Below are 16,312 nucleotides of genomic sequence, written 5' to 3'. Positions count from 1 at the left end.
GTTGCGTTTGCCTTGGCGCAGCGATCTGGAATACAGGGCTGCCGGGTTATGGTGGTCCGGAGGACTCCGTCGCATCGCAGTCAGCGTCGCGGCCGGGGGTGCAGAGTCGGATACGTCCCTGCGCGCCCAGCCTGACTTGCCGCTGCTCGCCACGGCAGCCGAGCGTGAAAGTGGCGGCCTGGAAACCGCCCTGCTCAGAACGAGAGTATCCCACAGGCAGGAATTTCAGCACATTCGTGCCGCGGGCGGTCTGGCGCAGCGTCACCCACAGGCAGGGCATGGCCGGTTCGACCACGGCCAGCACCGCGCGGCGCTCCGGGTCGCCGTCTGCCGCGACCAGTTGCCAGCCAGGGCCCAGCGTGGCCTCGCCCGGCAGCGGCTGCAGCGTCACCTCGAGGCGGCGCGCCAGTGCGGTGGCCCGCGCCAGCGCCAGCGATGCCGCCAGCCGGTCGGCCGCCAGTGTGACCTGCTGCCGGGCGAGCAGGCCGCTGAACACCGGATAGGATGCCGCCGCCAGCAGTGCCAGGATGGCCAGGCCGGCGAGCAGTTCGGCCAGGGTCAGGCCATGGTTGCGGCGGGGTGCGTGGCTGTTCATCGCGCCTTCAGCAATGGGACGGAAGCGGCCGTGGCACGGCTTCACCTTCGGGCAGCGTCAGCCACTGTCCGGTGCTGCGCAGGATCAGCACGCCGCACTCCGGATCGGGCCGCTGCGGCACGGCACGCAATTCAACACAGGTATCCAGGCCGGCCTGGGGGCATGCCGCAGCTGTCACGACATGACGCACGGTCCCGGTGTCCGGTACGGGAAGTGGCCATTCCCCGGCGGCCACTCCGGCACCGGGTTCGGCGGCAAACGTCATGGCGCCGACGGCATGGCGTTCCAGTTGCAGCATTCCCTCGGTCAGCGCGGTACGCGCCTGCGCCCGCCATCCCCGCATCAGGTGGCCGTGCCAAGCGGGCACGGCGACGGCCGCGAGGATGGCGAGGACGGCCAGCGCAACCGCAAGCTCGACCAGGCTGAACCCGGCCCGGGGCCGGGAGGCAGGCGCCGCGGCAGTCATGGCAAATCCTCCCGTGCCGGTCCGACGAGCTCGCGCCAGCGCAGGCGCCCGGTGCGCCGGCTGGCCATGGTTTGCGACACCCGCGTGACCGAGTTGCCATCGACAGCCCACAGCGACAGCTCATAAGCCTGGTGCGCGGTGCGGCCCGGCTGCACCGGTGCGGCGGGCAATTCGGCAGCGGTCACGAACACGCTGGCGCCTGGAGGCAGCAACTGGCCGGTGGCCACGTGCAGGCGTTCGCCGGTTCCGCTCTGGCTGACCGATTCCCCGGTTGCCGCCAGCACCAGGTAGCTGCGTTGCGCGCCATCGGGCGTGCGCGTCACGAACAGCAGATGGCCGGGGAAGACCGGCTGGACCTCCACCACCTGTTCGCCGGCATGGGGCAGGGTCAGATGCCAGCCGGCATCACCGGCGCCGGCAGGCTGCGCGCGCAGGATGTGCCCGCCATCTGCGGCCTGCGCCGCGACTTCCACCAACGGGCCCGCCGTGGCGGCGCGCGTGGACGACAGGTCGGGCACCGCTGCAAGTTCGTTGCCCGCGCCATAGACCACGACCGGCGCAGTCGGCGATCCGAGCAGCACGGGCGCTTCGGGCATGAGCGGTTGCGCCGACGCCTGCATCCGGTGGAGGCATGACACCGCGGGCGCACCGCCCGGCTGGGGCGCCTCCGTGAGGGGGAAGCGCCATAGCTGGCCGGCATCGTCCGTCGCATAGGCAGCGCGTGCCGTGCCTGTCATGTCAGACAGCACGCTGGCCGCCACCAGGTTGCCGCTTGCCGGCCGGCCCAGGCAGTCGTGCTCCGGCAATGGCAAGGTGCGGACGGCGTACTGCCCGGCCCATGCCGCGCCGGCAGGCTTGTCCAATGGCAGCAGCGCAAGGCCGGAGCGGGCTGCCTCCGACTTGTCATGGGTCGAGGCAGCCAGCGTCACGACTGCGTACCAGCGCAATCCGTCCTGGCCGGGAATGCCGGCGGCACGCACCGGGCCGCGCGCTGATAGTGGCAATGTGTCCGCGGCGGCGATCTCCCACAGCAATGCAAAGGGCATCGGACCGTCGGGATCCGAGATGTCTAGCGCGAATGCCGCAGCGGGGTTGCCGGTCCTGGCGCTGCCAGGGATGCCGCACAGCAAGACCGTGCGCCACTCGCCATGGATCGTCACATCCTGCGCTTCGGGGCGAGGGCAGGGCGCGGGCGCCAGCGGCGCGTCGTTCGCCGGCGTGGCGGCGGCATGGGGCAACAGCACGCCGGGCAGATAGGCGGCGCGCTCCTCGCCGGTCACGGCGTCGAACCCGTGCAGCAGGCCGTCGTTGGTGCCCAGCCAGACGACATGCGGGCGCAGGCTGTAGCGCGTGCGAAAGCCGGCGTGCCCGGGTTTGCCAGGCGCCCAGGCCGGAGGCGCCACCACCCGCACGCGCGCGCCTGCGGCATTGCCGAGTCGCGTGTCGCGCTGGCGCAGGGCCGCCTCGGTGCGGTCGCCGCGCAGCCATTCGAGGTGAGCGCGGTCAAGGCGGCCAAGCATGTCGGCGCTATCCGTATTCCGGAAGGCGGCATCGATGGCATCCCATTGCAGCGCGATGACGCGCTGCGGCGGCGCTGACGACGTGAATATGCGACGCGATCCGACAGGCCGATGGTCGAGGCTTGCGCCGGCCTCCCATAGATAAGGCGACAGCACTGGCGCCGGTCCTTGCCAGCCGACAGCGAACAAGCGCCCGGTCCATGGATATGCGCCCGCCGCGGTCCGGTAAGCCAGGGGCAGCCGGCCTGTTTCGGATCCGGTGGCGGCGGACGCTGGTGCAATGGCGATGGCCAGGCAGGCGAGGGCAAAGGCAACGAGGCGATTCACGGCTGGATCACGCTCTGTACCACGGCACGTGTCGCACGGCTGCGGCCGAAGCCGATGGCCGTGATCCGGATCCGTGGTGCCGGTGTGGTAGCGGAAGGGACATCCGGAGCGCTGTAGCCGGACGGTGGCTCTTCCAGAATCTCGGCGACATACCGCGGCAGTTCGCGCGTGCCGGCGGCACCCGCGGGCAGCACCGGCAGCGTCGCACCGGTGAAGCGGCCGAATGGCACGCCGACGGTGTCCGCGCTGGTGTCGGCCAGCAGCCAGGGCTGCCACACGGGCGGGCCGGTCACCGCTGGCCGGCACACGCCAGCCTGTTGGCCGCTGCCGCAGTGTCCCGGTGCCGGCCAGATGCCAAGCCGGCCCATCATGTCTTGCGATATGGCGGCCGCAAGCAGGTCCGACTCGGCATCAAGCAACGTGACCTCGGCGGCCCGGAATGCGATTTCGCGTTCGAGCTGCATGACGGCAAGTTGCCGCGCGGACAGCAGCATGTGCAGCGTGCCGGCAGCGGTCAGCACTATCAGCAGCAGCATCGTGGCGCAGAGCAGCAGCGTGACGGCGCCTGCATTGTGGCGACGTGGAAGGCGGCGGGCTAGCACAGCGTCTCCTGGCAGCGTGGCGCATTGCGCAGCCGCACCGTGGTGGCGAAGACGCGGCGGGCGGTGCTGGCCTGCGACGGCGGCACCGGCGCCAGATCGCCGGCGGCGGTGCCGGGTGCTGGCAACGGGTCGTCGCCTTTGCCCGGGCTTGCCGCCGCCGCCGAACCCGGGCGTTCGCCGCGCACGGCAATGGCAATCTGCACGGCCACCACGCGATGCCAGGCGGATTCATCCAGCGAGTGGATCGCGGATGCCGTCTCGAAGCGGTCGGCCCGGCCGTCGCGGTCCGTATCCAGGCCGTAGCGCACTTGCAGTGATTCAACGCCGCGGACCAGCGCGCCGGAGGTCCAGCCAGTGCCGTCGATCACGCCACCGCGGCGTGCCGGGTAGCGGCACAGCAGCTGCGGCACGCCATCGCTGCCCGCCGCGACATAGATCAGGTTGGCTGCGACGTAGCCACTGCGCGCGTCAGCACTGGCCACGCGCGCGGCGACGGCGTAGCCGCTGCAGTCGGTCATGGTTTCATCGGGCTGCGACGGCGCCGCCGGCAGGCCGCTGCCGCTGAAGCGGGCCAGCAGCGCATCGCTGCGGCCGACGCCGGCCCTGCCGCAGGACGGCACCGCACCGATGGCAGGCTGGCCGCAGTCGTCGGCGCCGCTGACGGCCGGTAGCGCAGGGTAGGAGGTGGCGGAAAGGGGCTCGCCCGGCCAGCCGGACTGGCGCAGCAGCGCGGCGATGATCGTCAGGGCGCGCTGGCCGCGTTCTTCGAGCAGGATGCGGTCGGTGGCGGTGAGGTAGGCGGTACGAGTGGCATGGAATGCCGCAACGGCTGCCGCGGTGACGATCAGGCCGAGTATCATTCCGACCAGCAGCTCGACCAGCGAGAATGCCCTGGATGCGTCCCGCCTCATGGCTGCCTCCACAAGGCGATCGCGGGTATGCCGGCCTGCCCGCCAAGCCATCCTGCCATGATCAGTGGCGAATCTTCCGGGCACGGAAACGCCGGGTTGTTCCCGCACCGGCTCGACCAGAGGTCTGGTCGCCCGCTTTGCAGTGCCGGCTGCGCTGTATCCAGCTCTGCTATCTCCACGGCAAGGCGGGCGGACCGGGCCAGCGCGTCGAGTTCGCGCAGCTGGGCCAGCGCCTTCGGCGCCAGCCCCATCATTGGCATCAGCCCGGCACCAAGGACGATCAGCGCGCACAGCGTTTCATGCAGCGCGAATCCCGCGGGGCGGCCGGCGCAGCGCGGTCTGCGGCGCGGGCGGGCAGGTTGATGTGCTGGCTTGCGAAGATCCGGCATGGGCGGTCACCGAGACTGGCAGGGACCGTCAGACTAGCTGTCGCGAGCAGGCGAATACGTGCCTAAGCGTGGAGGATTTGCAGAATGTTGTTTCGGTCTTCCTGGGAACAGCTACCAGGCAGCCTCGCTTACTGGCACACCGTGGCTTGTGTCGGCACGGGCGCGCATACGCGGACCCTGCCCAACTGGCTGATATCGATGAGTTTCTGGTTGCCGGTGCCCAGTCCCATCAGCACCTGGGCAGACTGCATCGCATCTGCCAGCGTGCGGGTATAGCCTACGGGCGAGTAGGAGAGGACCCCCGACTGCGGCGTGCTGGAGAATGCTACGGTCAATCCCTGGGCGGAGGGTACATGCTGAACCAGCACGGTTTGGCCCGTGCAGTCCGCGCTTCGATTTGGGTTCAGGCAGACAGTCCAGCCGTTGCGCCAGTCATTACTGACCGGCGCCACGGTAACCCAGCTATTGCGCGATAGCGCATTGGCCCGTGCCAGGGAAAGCGAGGAAGCCAGCGCGTCTGCTTCAGTGGCAAGCGTGTTGCGCTGAATGAAGGAGGTGTAGGCGGGTGCCGCCATGCCGGCGAGGATGACCAGCACGACCAGCGTGACCAGCAGTTCGATCAGCGTGAACCCGGTCTGGGGTCGGGGGGCTTGGGCGCGCATCACCAGCACTCCTGGGGCAGGTTCGCGAAGGCGGCGACATTGTTGATCAGCACGCCGCGCTCGCCGGTGCTGCGCAGCAGCAGCGTGCCGCACCGGTTGTCGGCGATGGCGGGCGTGGCGCTGACCTGCACGCATTCGTTGAATGCCAGGCCTGCGCACGCGCCGGATGCGATCGTGTAGTTGCCGCTTTCCGAGGCTTGCGGGAAGCCGCGCCAGGCGCGCGTGCTGTCGGCGGGGTCGACATAGGAGTTGGCCTGTGCATACCGACGCTCCAGTGCCTGCATGGCCGTCATCAATGCGGCCTTGGCTTCGGTGCGGCGCCCGCGGGCAACATGTTCGGCGTAGCTGGGATAGGCAATGCCGGCGAGGATGCCAAGGATGGCGATGGCAATCAGCATCTCCATCAGCGTGAAGCCGCTGGCGTGGCGACGCCGGTCACGGTGGCAGAGCGTCATTTTGCGGCTCCGAAATTACGAATCTCGCGCCAGCCAAGGCGCCCGGTGGCGGGGTGCCCCCCGTCGGTGGCTGTGTTGCCGGACACAAGCGGCCTGCTGGACAACGACGCGCCTCCGCTGCGGCCGCCACCCGATGCACCGAACGAAAACACGTCGATGAACTTCAGCGTGGTGATCTGGCCGACTGCATTGCGCTGTGGATCCACCGTGGTCTTGGTCTGGATCAGCACCGGCGCTCCCAGGATGCCGAAGGTGGAGAGATCGCCGGTCGATGTCCCCGTGGCGGGCATGCCGGTCAGCGCATTGATCTGGTAGCGGCCGCTGTTGCTGGAGGCACCGCAAAGGTCATCGCCGGTCATTAGCGAGTTGAACCAGATCTTTCCGTAGGCTGGCACGAGCGCGGTGACCTGGCGTTCTCCGTTGCCCGGGAAATCAAAGTACCACCCCGCTTTCTGCCCAGTCTTTGAGCCGAGGCTATAGCTGCGTGACGAATATTCGTAAGCGCCCTTGCTGTTGCGGGTCAGGGTGACCGGGTTCAGCATGCTGCGGTCTGCGATCGACTGGGAGCCCCCCGCATCGTAGATGCCGTACATGGCGTTCCGGGTCAGCGTGCCGGTGGTGATGGTGTCGGCAGGCTCCAGGTACTTCCCGGTGCCGAACACCACCATGTAGCCGCCGGGCGCGTAGACCCACTTGGGCTGGACCGTGATCGGCTGCGGTTTTCCGCTGGCATCGCGAGCCTGGAACAGCGGCCGGCCGTAGTTGCCGCCGCCGTAGTAGGGCAGGGCCCCGGCAGCGTTCCAGGTGGATGGGCCGCCATTGAGGATGAACTTCCAGAGGCGGCCCTGGAGGTCGCCGGCGTAGGCGGCGACGGTCTGTCCGTCGGTAAGCCGCACCAGCGCCGGCGAGCTCAGCCCGTTGGCAATGCCTGCGGTGGCGTCCGCCGCCATCGAGATCTTCCAGTAATTGACGCCCAGTTGCCACGGCGTCCCGGCCGGCTTGTCCAGTGCCACGATGAACAGCACCGAAGGCGCGGCCGGATTGCTCGCGCCATCCGCATCGTTGGCATTCAGGCCGTTGCCCGTCATGGCAAACCACTTGTACACAGGCTTGTTGTCGGAGTCCTTGCCGGCAAACAGCTTGACGATCTGGGGCGGCGACATGACGTTGCCCATGTCGGCATCATCCTTGTCCGTGAACTCCCACAAGACATTGCCGCTTCCGACGCTGGCGGGATCGCTGACATTCAGCGCAAAGAGGCCTTGCGCGCCGCCACCCATGCCAGAAACCAGCACGGTCTGCCAGGCGTTGCCGACCCGGGCTTCCGCCACGGCAGGCGTGGCGTCCACGTACGGACGATGGATATAGCTCGGCGAGGTCAGCTGGGCCAGGCTGGCGAACACCGCGTTTGGCACGTAGGCAAACAGTTCAGAGCCATTGGCGGCATTGAATGCGTGGAGCATGCCATCGTTGGCGCCGATATAAACGGCGGCGGTACGCTGGCTGTGGGCCTTGTAGAAGGCGGTGTAGTCGCGTTCGGCGATGGTGCTGGACGGGGCCGCCATGTAGACGGGGCCCGAGTTGACGATGTCGCCCAGCAGTGAGTCGCGCAAGCGCATGGTCCCCGTGCTGCCGGTGGATTGCTCCTGGCTGCGTTCGCCGCGCAAATAGCTGAGCCGGCCCTGGGCCACGGTGTCAGTCTCTGTCGGCGCGAGCTTCAGTGCGGCCTTCTGCGCGGCGTTGAGGGATTTCCACTCGAAGGTGGCGCCCGCACCCGCGCCGGTTCCCGCATTGTCGGCCGTGCCCGACGGGACCCAGGTCAGCAGATTGCGGGCAGCGGTGCGGGCAGTCAGCACCTTGCCGGCCTCCCAGGTTTCGGTATTGGAGATCTGAACGCCGGTATTGGGATCATTGATCACCGCCAGTGCCGACAGGCGCCCGTTCCATCGCTGGTCGAATCCGGGAGTGAACAAGAGGGTGTCGCTCGCCACCTGGGAAGAGGTCAGTGCCACGCCAGACAATGTGCCGGCCGCGTTGACGATTTGCGCGAAGACCCTCTTGATGGAAGCGATCATGGCGGCCGGCTGCCCGGCCAGGAACCAATTGGCGGGGACGTTGGATCCGCCCGACGATTCCCATTCGGCATTGCTGGTGACGGTGGCGCCGCTGGCCCCCTTGGTGCGGAACGGATTGCCATCACCGTTCTGGTCGTCAAAGCCGCCGTACTTTGCCGCCAGGTACATCTGGCTGCGGCGCTGTTCGTCGCCGACGCTGCCGTTCCCGTTCTCATTGACGTCGATGCTGAACGTGGTGACGCGCAATTCCGGCATATCCGGGCGGAAGCCGTAGGTATGCGCCCAATACGCGACGCCGGCCATATAGTAGGTGCCGTGCCCGCCGGAGCCGGTGTCGGCGCCAGCCAGGTTGGCGAGCGAGCTGTCGGGGCGGCTGTTGCCGGATGTTCCCGAACTCTCGAGATCGGCCACCGCCTGCGTCCAGGTCGTGACATCGAAGCTGTACTTGCTGTATTTCGATATCGCGTCAGCTGGCCGGGCCGAATCGTTGGCAGAGACCGGCTTGCCACCGGAGAGGTAGGTCGTCCTGATGTTGCCTGGGATGTATCGGTCCCAGTGCGTATTGATATCGGCAATGGCAAGGACGTAGTTCTTCTGGCAGCTGGCAAGGATGGGGTCTGTCCATTGCGTGTAGACCGGGAATCCATCCTTGTAGGCGCTGGCATTGTCGATGGCTTCGGGCGTTGGTTGCCGGCCTTGCAGGTAGCGGATGCTCTCGTAGTAGAGTTCGCCGACCGGATCCAATGACTTGTAGGCGCCGGAACGCCCGAACTGATTCAGGTAATTGATGACGCCGCTGATATTCTCTGACGCGCTCTCGGGGTTCTGGATGAATACGCCGTCGTCATCCCATTCCCGGCGCAGGTTGCTGGCTTGGTTGAAATTGCTGTCGACGGTGTTCGGCCCCACATACTTCAGGGGCGCCCGCAGGACACCGCCATAACGGGTATTGGCGCTGTCGTTCAGGTAGCCAAACGCGCCAAAGCGGACCTTGTCGGCATTGCGCTGCATTTCGCCAACCGGCTTGTACCCGGTGCGATACAGCTTGCAGAGATCGGTGCGGGACCTGGCTTCGCTTGCGTCGCAGACTTGCACCCGTACCAGGTAGGTGCCCTGGTTCCTGTACTTGCCGGGGCTCGAGCAGCTGGCGCCGGATTCGGTGCTGTCCCCAAAGAACACCTTGTTGCCACATGAGGTGATGTACAAGGTCCTGCTGCTGAAAGGCGTGACCGAGGACGCCTTGTCGTAGGTCTTGCGGGGGAAGTAGGAGTTGCTGTTGAAAAAACTCTCCTGCAGCACAGCACGTTGCAGGATGGTCTGCGTGGCGGTGTCAACGACGCGGTCGCCCCCGGTCAGCGCGTAGCGCAGCATATCGATGGCCGAGGCCGTGGCCCAGTTCATGAAGTTGCCGCTGAACTGGCCCGCGCATGTGTGATCGGCCGTGTTGGCGTCGCCGGCAATGACAAAATAGCCATTGCTGGCGCTTCCGCTGTAGGTGTAGCACTTGAGCGGATTGAAGTAGCCAATGTATTCGGTGGTCGGCGAATACGAGCCGGAGCGATAGGCTGCCCCAACCGTGGGGAACTCCACCGAGAGCGTCAGCAGCAGGTTGGGATGGATATTCTGGTTGCGGCCGTACAGCGGCGCCTGCGCGATCTTGACGGTCGCGAGGCTGCTCTGTTCCGTTGCGGCAAGCAGCGGGCCCGCGGGCAGGCTGAGAAGCGCAGCCATTGCCGCGAAAATGAATTTCCGGATGCGGCTCATTTGCCGTGCTCCGCGACAGGCATGGACGTTGCCATTCATTCCCCCTTCCGGTAGTACGACTGCAACATGACCCGGGTCGCCGGGTTAGCGCCAAAGCCGACGGCCGTGACGCGGAAGATGTATGCGCCCTCGCTCGCGCCTGGCGACATGTCGCTGATCGGCTCGATGATGTAGCGCGGCAAGGCCGCAGGCAGCAGCCCGCCTGTCGCGGTCGGGAACCTGCGGCCGGTGAAGGTGCCGTAGGCGGTGGTGCGTGCGTTGGCGCCCGTCTGGCTGAAGTCAACGGCAAGCCAGTTCGGCGTGCCGTCGAGCACCGGGTCGCACAATCCCTGGAAGGGTGAGGCGCCGGTCACGCCCGTATTGCAGCCCGCCACGAACGGCAGCACATTCATCGTGGTGCCGGAGAAGATGGCCGACCGGCTGGTTGGGGCGGAAACACCCTGGATGTCGATTTCTGCATCCAGCAAGGCTGCCTCGGCCGCTTGCTGAGCCAGGTCCCGGTCGCGCTGGTTCGATGCCATGCGCTTGCTGCCAATGGCCAGCCGGGCACCGGCGATGGCGATGACGCTGATGATCAGCAGCATCACCAGGGCGGTGATCAGCGCGATGCCACGTGGGCTGGGGTGCGCGGTGCGGACGTTCATGTCGGCGAGCAGGTGGTGCAGGTGGCCATGTTCCGGAGCTGTACGGTGACGGTGTACAGGCGCCGCATCCGCTGCAGTTGCGTGGCCGGCGTGAAGGACGTGTCGTTGCCCGGTGAGCCCGGGAACAAGCGCCCGAACAGGCGAAAGGTTGGTGGATCCCGAGGCGATGCGCTGGCGGTATCGCCCATCAGCACCATGGCCATCTTTATGGCGACGACGTTCTGCCAGGTGGTGGGCAGGGCCAGCACCTCGGTGGCCGACAGGAAGCGGTCCGGGGTCTGGTCGAAATTCGTATCCACGCCGTAGAGCACCTGGAAGACTTCGACGCCTGAGATCAGCGAAACAGCCTGATATGCCGTGCCGGCCGTGAGGATTTCCTTGTTGGCGGCGTCCCGTGGACGATAGCCACACATCAGCTGAGGCATGCCGCTGGCATCGTTGCTGACATAGAAGACCGCCATGCCGCGCGCGAGGTCTGCGTCTTCCCAGGCCTGCGGCTCGGCGACGCCATTGCCGGAGCAGTCGATCATGCTGTTGTCCGGAACGGTGCGGTCCTGCTGTGTGCCGGAGCCGAAGAAGCGGACCTGCAGCACGTCGCTCTTGTTCACGGCGCCCGCCTGGGCTGGACACGCGAGGTTTTGCGCCGGATTGCCGAGGTCTTGCGTGGGGGCGCCGCAGCTGTCGAGCCCACTGATGGTCGGCGACAGGCTCGTGGTGGTGAGCATGACGCCTCCAGGGCTGGGCGCCGGTGGCCCGCTGGCGCCGGGCGAGGCCGCGGCGCTGTTGCCCGCATAGTTGCTCCAGGCGGCCTGGCGCACGATCCGCACCACGGTATCCACCGCAAAGCGGCCTTTCTCATCCAGCGCAGTGGTGTCGTCGATGCTGTTGTAGTTGGCTCGCCCGGTCAGGTAGAGCGCCGCGGCAGCCATGATCAGGAGCAGGCTCAGCGTCATCGCCACCATCAGCTCCACCAGCGACAGCCCCAGTTGACGATGCCGACCGGCGTTGGGATACGTCCTGGCGTTGCGCATGTCAGTTCACCGTACCCTGCGTGGCCACGATGACCACCTGGGGGCGCGTGCCCATATCGGACATGTCGACCCGTGCCGCGACTGTTTTGGCTGCAAGCCGGGAGATCCAGCCGATCTTGATGACTATCGGGGCGTCGTCCGCGCGGCCAGTGGCCGAGGGCGTGCATCCCCATGAGAAGCCGGTGGCCTGGTCGTAGGCGACCATGTCCCGGCAAATCACGGCGCGTCCGCCAGGCAGGCCTGTGCTGACACGTTCCCAGAACTCGGCGACATCGAAATCCGCCAGTTGCTGTGCGCACCCGGCCGCCGTGCCCGGGCAGGCGACAGCGTACGGGCTGTTTGCCGCCGTGAGCGCAGGCGGCTGCCCGCTGGCCGTGTCGATGAAGTAGCGGTTCGGGGTGATGGCTTCCGCCGCCGCGCCGGTTTGCGAGACGGCCGGATTGGCACGCATGCGCTCGGCCATCTCGGTGGCCAGCTGCATGGCAGTGGTGTCGTAGGAAGCTTGTTGCGTGAAGCGGGATGAATTCAGCAGCAGGCTGGCGACGCCGAGCACGCCAACCGCCAGAACGACAATTGCCACCAATGCTTCGAGCATGGCAAAGCCGGCTGCCCCGCGGCAGCGTTGACCCATTCTGACCCCCGTCAAAAGACGTCCGACTTCGTTAACTTCTTTTTTTTGGTCTGCAATCCCGGGCCCTTTTAATATGCGACAGCGGGCCTTGCGGAAATGCAACGGGGATTAAACAACGATTTTGTTACTTTTGCTACCCCTTCCGAGGGGTGGACGCCGCAAACTCATCCAGCACGTCGCGGAATTCCGACACGTCCTCAAAGCTCCGGTACACCGAAGCAAAGCGGATATACGCGATCTTGTCGAGCTTGCGCAATTCGCGCATCACCAGTTCGCCGACCTGGCTGCTTGGGATTTCTTTCTCTCCCAGTGCCAGCAGCTTTTCTTCGATGCGGGTGATGGCTTCGTCGATGGCTTCGGCCGAGACCGGGCGCTTGCGCAGCGCCAGGCGCATGGAGTCCTTCAGCTTGGCGCGGGTGTAGTCCACGCGCGAGCCGTTTTTCTTGACGATGGCGGGGAAGAACAGCTCGATCCGCTCATAGGTGGTGAAGCGGCGGTCGCAGGCTTCGCAGCGGCGGCGCCGGCGCACGGCATCGCCGTCTTCCGACATGCGCGTGTCGAGTACCTGGGTATTGGAATGACCGCAAAAGGGGCATTTCATGCCGGACCACCTTCAGTTGAACCCCGTCGCCTTGTCCGTGTTGTCGTTCTGCGGAGGCGGGGCGGGTTGGCGAGGCCCGCAGGCCGGTGCCCGAGGACGCCGGCTTGCGGAGCTGCCGGCCGCTCATGCGAAATCCGCATGGGCGGCCTCGATGCATCAGCCGTAGACCGGGAAACGCTTGGTCAGGGCTGCCGCCTGCTCGCGCACGCTGGCGATATTGGCGGCGTCGTGCGGGTTGTCCAGCACGTCGGCGATCAGGTTGCCGACGATGCGGGCTTCTTCTTCCTTAAAGCCGCGCGTGGTCATGGCCGGCGAGCCCAGGCGGATGCCCGAGGTCACGAACGGCTTTTCCGGATCGTTGGGGATGGCGTTCTTGTTGACGGTGATATGCGCCTCGCCCAGGATGCGCTCGGCTTCCTTGCCGGTGATGTTCTTGGCGCGCAGGTCGACCAGCATCACGTGGCTTTCGGTGCGGCCCGAGACGATGCGCAGGCCGCGCGCGATCAGGGTCTCGGCCAGCACGGCGGCGTTCTTCACCACTTGCTGCTGGTATTCCTTGAACTCGGGCGTCAGCGCTTCCTTGAAGGCGACGGCTTTGCCGGCGATCACGTGCATCAGCGGGCCGCCCTGGATGCCGGGGAAGATGGCCGAGTTGATGGCCTTCTCGTGCTCGGCCTTCATCAGGATCACGCCGCCGCGCGGGCCGCGCAGGCTCTTGTGCGTGGTGGTGGTGACGAAGTCGGCGTGCGGCACCGGGTTCGGGTAGACGCCCGCGGCGATCAGGCCGGCGTAGTGGGCCATGTCGACCATGAAGTAAGCGCCGATCGACTTGGCAACCTTGCTGATGCGCTCGAAGTCGATGCGCAGCGCGAAGGCCGAGGCGCCGGCGATGATCAGCTTGGGCTTCTTCTCCTGGGCCAGCTTTTCCAGCGCGTCGTAGTCGATGTCTTCCTGGGCGTTCAGGCCGTAGCTGACCACGTTGAACCACTTGCCGCTCATGTTCAGGGCCATGCCGTGGGTCAGGTGGCCGCCTTCGGCCAGGCTCATGCCCATGATGGTGTCGCCCGGCTTGAGCACGGCGAAGTACACGCCCTGGTTGGCCTGCGAGCCCGAGTTGGGCTGCACGTTGGCGGCTTCGGCGCCGAACAGCTGCTTGACGCGGTCAATGGCCAGCTGCTCGACGACGTCGACGTACTCGCAACCGCCGTAGTAGCGCTTGCCGGGGTAGCCCTCGGCGTACTTGTTGGTCAGCTGCGAACCCTGGGCGGCCATCACGGCCGGCGAGGTGTAGTTCTCGGAGGCGATCAGCTCGATGTGGTCTTCCTGGCGCTGGTTCTCCTGCTGGATGGCGGCAAAGACCTCGGGGTCGATCTGGTCGATCGTAAAACGGCTGCGTTCGAACATGGCGAAACTCGTCTGAAAAATAGGGAATCCGATTCACGCATCGGGGATAGGGCGCGCGGGGAAGGCTAGCGGCGACCAGCACCGGCGGCTCGTTGTAACCGTCGGTGCAGGGCGCACCCTGCTTCCCATTCGCTGCCCAGGCGAGCGGCAGGCGCAAGCAACTTCACGCCTAGGCGTGCTGAACGTTACGCGAACGCGCAATGAACGTCACGCCAGAGAACTTGCGCTTCCTCGTGGTAGTGCCCACTGACTTCGCCAGTCGCGCAAGATGGAATGGTTGCGCGCAGTGTAGCGCGAGGCGGGCGCCCGCCGCAAGCCGTCGGCCCCGCCAGGCAAGCACTGGCAAGGGCTGGCCAGCAACTTGCTGTTGCAAAGTCGTCATGCGGGTTTACACGAAACCGCTATCGCTCTCCGTTACAATCGCGGCCATGACAAACTTTGTCTGGACCCTGCGGGTGTACTGGGAAGACACCGACGCGGGCGGCGTAGTGTTCTACGCCAACTACCTGAAGTTCTTCGAGCGCGCCCGCACCGAGTGGCTGCGTGCGCTCGGCATCGAGCAGCAATCGCTCGCCGACGAGGCGGGCGTGGTCTTTATCGTCCGCAGCACGGCGGTGGACTACAATGCGCCCGCCCGGCTGGATGACCAGCTCGAAATCCGCACGCGCATCGACCGGGTCGGCCCGGCGTCGGTCCAGTTCACCCAGGAAGCCTGGCGTGGCGAGCTGATGCTGGCCTCTGGCGCGATCCGTGTTGGGTGTGTCGATCGAAGCACTTTCCGTCCCGCCCCGATTCCCGACCCCGTTCTAGCTACCATCAAGTCCGCACGATGAATCCCGTGACCGTCACGCAAGACATGTCGATCGTAACGCTGGTGCTCCACGCCAGCCTGCTGGCACAGGCCGTCATGGCGCTGTTGCTCGTCATGTCGCTGTTTTCGTGGACCTATATCTTCCGCAAGCACCTGGCGCTGCGCTCGGCGCGCACCCAGACCGAGGGGTTCGAACGCGACTTCTGGGCCGGCGGCGACCTGCAGGCGCTATATAACAGTGCCGTCAACAACCGCCACAACACCGGCGCGCTGGAGCGGATCTTTGAATCCGGCATGGGCGAGTTCCTGAAGGCGCGCGAGCGCGGCAACGAAGCCGGCGCGCTGCTCGATGCGGCCCGGCGCGCGATGCGCGCGGCCTACCAGCGCGAGATGGATGTGCTGGAATCGCATCTGCCGTTCCTGGCGTCGGTGGGTTCGGTGAGCCCGTATATCGGCCTGTTCGGCACGGTCTGGGGGATCATGAACGCTTTCCGCGGCCTGTCGAATGTGCAGCAGGCGACGCTCGCATCGGTGGCCCCCGGGATTGCCGAGGCGCTGGTGGCGACCGCGATCGGCCTGTTTGCTGCCATTCCTGCCGTGATCGCCTACAACCGCTATGCCACGGAGATCGACCGCCTGGCGATCCGGTTCGAGAGCTTCATGGAGGAGTTCCTGAACATCCTGCAACGGCAGGCGCGTTAACTGCAACGTATCGAATCTAATCCAGACGGTCCGGGCGCAAGCCCGGGCCGGCGTTTCCAGGAGTCCTGCAATGGCAGCCATTCAGCGCCGCGGCGGCTCGCGCCGCCGGGCCAGCGCCGACATCAATGTCGTGCCGTACATCGACGTCATGCTCGTGCTGCTGGTCATCTTCATGGTGGCGGCGCCGATCGTGAGCCCCGCCACCGTCGACCTGCCCACCGTGGCCAACGCCACGCCGCAGCAGAAGGCGCCGCCGATCGTGGTCACCGTGCACGAGAGCGGCCAGCTGACCGCGCGCGGCAAGGACAGCGCCGGCAATGCCTTCGAGCGCAAGCTCGACAAGCAGGGCCTGCTCGACTTCGTGCACCAGCGCCAGAACGAGAATCCCGACCAGCCGGTGGTGATTGCCGCCGACCGCGCGGTCAAGTACGAGGCGGTGCTGGACGTGATGTCGATCCTGAAAGCCGACGGCGTCAAGCGCGTCGGCCTGATGGTCAAGTCCAAGACCTCCTGACGCATTGAAGCGCCTATCTGATTGCCGTTGCGCCTGATGAAGACCGTCGCCGCCTATCCCTACCAGCCGGTCAAGGAGCGGGGAACCCTGCGTTCCTTCCTGTTCGCGCTCTTCATGCACATGCTGCTGGCTGTCGTGCTGTACTACGGCGTGCGCTTGCAGAGCAGCACCCCCGTCGGCGCCGAGGCCGAGCTGTGGGAAGAGATTC

At 66.4% G+C, this 16,312-nt stretch carries 17 protein-coding genes, 1 pseudogene and 1 riboswitch; of the genes and pseudogenes, 4 read left to right on the top strand and 14 right to left on the bottom strand.

Annotation, left to right across the window (positions count from 1 at the left end; all coding sequences use genetic code 11):
- Positions 1 to 46 precede the first annotated feature (46 nt).
- The 14 genes from AC3WON_RS06340 to glyA form a co-directional block, all read right to left on the bottom strand.
- Positions 47 to 595, bottom strand: coding sequence for a GspH/FimT family pseudopilin (locus AC3WON_RS06340; RefSeq protein WP_492318805.1), 549 nt, complete (start codon positions 593 to 595; stop codon positions 47 to 49).
- A 7-nt stretch (positions 596 to 602) separates the two neighbouring features.
- A complete protein-coding gene (locus AC3WON_RS06335; protein WP_492318804.1) occupies positions 603 to 1,061 on the bottom strand; it encodes a type IV pilin protein in 459 nt (152 codons plus the stop codon).
- A complete protein-coding gene (locus AC3WON_RS06330) occupies positions 1,058 to 2,581 on the bottom strand; it encodes a pilus assembly protein (protein ID WP_492351401.1) in 1,524 nt (507 codons plus the stop codon). Before AC3WON_RS06330 ends, AC3WON_RS06335 begins: the two co-directional genes overlap by 4 nt.
- A 323-nt stretch (positions 2,582 to 2,904) precedes the next feature.
- Positions 2,905 to 3,510 carry a pilus assembly protein gene (locus tag AC3WON_RS06325; protein ID WP_492351400.1) on the bottom strand — a complete coding sequence of 202 codons (606 nt, stop codon included), beginning with the start codon at positions 3,508 to 3,510 and terminating at the stop codon, positions 2,905 to 2,907.
- Positions 3,504 to 4,421, bottom strand: a complete 918-nt coding sequence (locus tag AC3WON_RS06320; RefSeq protein ID WP_492351399.1) for a PilW family protein — start codon at positions 4,419 to 4,421, stop codon at positions 3,504 to 3,506. The genes AC3WON_RS06325 and AC3WON_RS06320 overlap by 7 nt, the downstream gene beginning before the upstream one ends.
- A complete protein-coding gene (locus AC3WON_RS06315) occupies positions 4,418 to 4,810 on the bottom strand; it encodes a type IV pilus modification PilV family protein (protein ID WP_492351398.1) in 393 nt (130 codons plus the stop codon). The genes AC3WON_RS06320 and AC3WON_RS06315 overlap by 4 nt, the downstream gene beginning before the upstream one ends.
- Positions 4,811 to 4,938: 128 nt before the next feature.
- Positions 4,939 to 5,472 carry a GspH/FimT family pseudopilin gene (locus tag AC3WON_RS06310; RefSeq protein ID WP_492318799.1) on the bottom strand — a complete coding sequence of 178 codons (534 nt, stop codon included), beginning with the start codon at positions 5,470 to 5,472 and terminating at the stop codon, positions 4,939 to 4,941.
- Positions 5,472 to 5,927 (bottom strand): type IV pilin protein, encoded by a 456-nt coding sequence (locus AC3WON_RS06305; protein WP_492351397.1) that lies wholly within the window; start codon positions 5,925 to 5,927, stop codon positions 5,472 to 5,474. The genes AC3WON_RS06310 and AC3WON_RS06305 overlap by 1 nt, the downstream gene beginning before the upstream one ends.
- Positions 5,924 to 9,766 (bottom strand): pilus assembly protein, encoded by a 3,843-nt coding sequence (locus tag AC3WON_RS06300; protein ID WP_492351467.1) that lies wholly within the window; start codon positions 9,764 to 9,766, stop codon positions 5,924 to 5,926. Before AC3WON_RS06300 ends, AC3WON_RS06305 begins: the two co-directional genes overlap by 4 nt.
- A 35-nt stretch (positions 9,767 to 9,801) precedes the next feature.
- Positions 9,802 to 10,410, bottom strand: a complete 609-nt coding sequence (locus AC3WON_RS06295; RefSeq protein WP_492318796.1) for a pilus assembly PilX family protein — start codon at positions 10,408 to 10,410, stop codon at positions 9,802 to 9,804.
- Positions 10,407 to 11,441, bottom strand: a complete 1,035-nt coding sequence (locus AC3WON_RS06290; protein ID WP_492351396.1) for a PilW family protein — start codon at positions 11,439 to 11,441, stop codon at positions 10,407 to 10,409. The genes AC3WON_RS06295 and AC3WON_RS06290 overlap by 4 nt, the downstream gene beginning before the upstream one ends.
- Position 11,442: 1 nt before the next feature.
- The gene (pilV, locus tag AC3WON_RS06285) at positions 11,443 to 12,072 is read right to left on the bottom strand and encodes a type IV pilus modification protein PilV (protein ID WP_492318794.1); all 630 of its coding nucleotides are present in this window, start codon (positions 12,070 to 12,072) and stop codon (positions 11,443 to 11,445) included.
- Positions 12,073 to 12,205: 133 nt separating this feature from the next.
- Entirely contained in the window at positions 12,206 to 12,673 is a 468-nt protein-coding gene (nrdR, locus tag AC3WON_RS06280; protein ID WP_010813743.1) for a transcriptional regulator NrdR, read from the bottom strand.
- 156 nt (positions 12,674 to 12,829) lie between these two features.
- Entirely contained in the window at positions 12,830 to 14,077 is a 1,248-nt protein-coding gene (gene glyA / locus AC3WON_RS06275) for a serine hydroxymethyltransferase (protein WP_010813742.1), read from the bottom strand.
- Positions 14,078 to 14,204: 127 nt separating this feature from the next.
- A riboswitch (ZMP/ZTP riboswitch) is annotated at positions 14,205 to 14,350 on the bottom strand.
- A 155-nt stretch (positions 14,351 to 14,505) separates the two neighbouring features.
- On the opposite strand from glyA, the gene ybgC reads away from it, so the two are divergent.
- The 4 genes and pseudogenes from ybgC to AC3WON_RS06255 form a co-directional block, all read left to right on the top strand.
- A complete protein-coding gene (gene ybgC, locus AC3WON_RS06270; RefSeq protein ID WP_010813741.1) occupies positions 14,506 to 14,910 on the top strand; it encodes a tol-pal system-associated acyl-CoA thioesterase in 405 nt (134 codons plus the stop codon).
- Positions 14,907 to 15,590, top strand: a complete 684-nt coding sequence (gene tolQ, locus AC3WON_RS06265) for a protein TolQ (protein ID WP_011615851.1) — start codon at positions 14,907 to 14,909, stop codon at positions 15,588 to 15,590. Before ybgC ends, tolQ begins: the two co-directional genes overlap by 4 nt.
- A 70-nt stretch (positions 15,591 to 15,660) precedes the next feature.
- Positions 15,661 to 16,104, top strand: coding sequence for a protein TolR (gene tolR / locus AC3WON_RS06260; RefSeq protein ID WP_010813739.1), 444 nt, complete (start codon positions 15,661 to 15,663; stop codon positions 16,102 to 16,104).
- Between the two features lie 36 nt (positions 16,105 to 16,140).
- Positions 16,141 to 16,312 (top strand): annotated as a pseudogene (locus AC3WON_RS06255) (cell envelope integrity protein TolA); the annotation flags it as partial.

Source organism: Cupriavidus sp. FW305-46, from assembly GCF_058787075.1.
This window is presented reverse-complemented; position numbering and strand designations above follow the sequence as displayed.

What these genes read in the sequence shown, in the direction of transcription:
- AC3WON_RS06305 (WP_492351397.1), bottom strand. Translation starts at nt 5,927, where the DNA reads ATGACGCTCTGCCACCGTGACCGGCGTCGCCACGCCAGCGGCTTCACG.
- AC3WON_RS06335 (WP_492318804.1), bottom strand. Translation starts at nt 1,061, where the DNA reads ATGACTGCCGCGGCGCCTGCCTCCCGGCCCCGGGCCGGGTTCAGCCTG.
- AC3WON_RS06290 (WP_492351396.1), bottom strand. Translation starts at nt 11,441, where the DNA reads ATGCGCAACGCCAGGACGTATCCCAACGCCGGTCGGCATCGTCAACTG.
- tolR (WP_010813739.1), top strand. Translation starts at nt 15,661, where the DNA reads ATGGCAGCCATTCAGCGCCGCGGCGGCTCGCGCCGCCGGGCCAGCGCC.
- AC3WON_RS06330 (WP_492351401.1), bottom strand. Translation starts at nt 2,581, where the DNA reads ATGCTTGGCCGCCTTGACCGCGCTCACCTCGAATGGCTGCGCGGCGAC.
- nrdR (WP_010813743.1), bottom strand. Translation starts at nt 12,673, where the DNA reads ATGAAATGCCCCTTTTGCGGTCATTCCAATACCCAGGTACTCGACACG.
- glyA (WP_010813742.1), bottom strand. Translation starts at nt 14,077, where the DNA reads ATGTTCGAACGCAGCCGTTTTACGATCGACCAGATCGACCCCGAGGTC.
- ybgC (WP_010813741.1), top strand. Translation starts at nt 14,506, where the DNA reads ATGACAAACTTTGTCTGGACCCTGCGGGTGTACTGGGAAGACACCGAC.
- AC3WON_RS06310 (WP_492318799.1), bottom strand. Translation starts at nt 5,472, where the DNA reads ATGCGCGCCCAAGCCCCCCGACCCCAGACCGGGTTCACGCTGATCGAA.
- pilV (WP_492318794.1), bottom strand. Translation starts at nt 12,072, where the DNA reads ATGGGTCAACGCTGCCGCGGGGCAGCCGGCTTTGCCATGCTCGAAGCA.
- AC3WON_RS06300 (WP_492351467.1), bottom strand. Translation starts at nt 9,766, where the DNA reads ATGAGCCGCATCCGGAAATTCATTTTCGCGGCAATGGCTGCGCTTCTC.
- AC3WON_RS06340 (WP_492318805.1), bottom strand. Translation starts at nt 595, where the DNA reads ATGAACAGCCACGCACCCCGCCGCAACCATGGCCTGACCCTGGCCGAA.
- AC3WON_RS06320 (WP_492351399.1), bottom strand. Translation starts at nt 4,421, where the DNA reads ATGAGGCGGGACGCATCCAGGGCATTCTCGCTGGTCGAGCTGCTGGTC.
- AC3WON_RS06315 (WP_492351398.1), bottom strand. Translation starts at nt 4,810, where the DNA reads ATGCCGGATCTTCGCAAGCCAGCACATCAACCTGCCCGCCCGCGCCGC.
- AC3WON_RS06295 (WP_492318796.1), bottom strand. Translation starts at nt 10,410, where the DNA reads ATGAACGTCCGCACCGCGCACCCCAGCCCACGTGGCATCGCGCTGATC.
- tolQ (WP_011615851.1), top strand. Translation starts at nt 14,907, where the DNA reads ATGAATCCCGTGACCGTCACGCAAGACATGTCGATCGTAACGCTGGTG.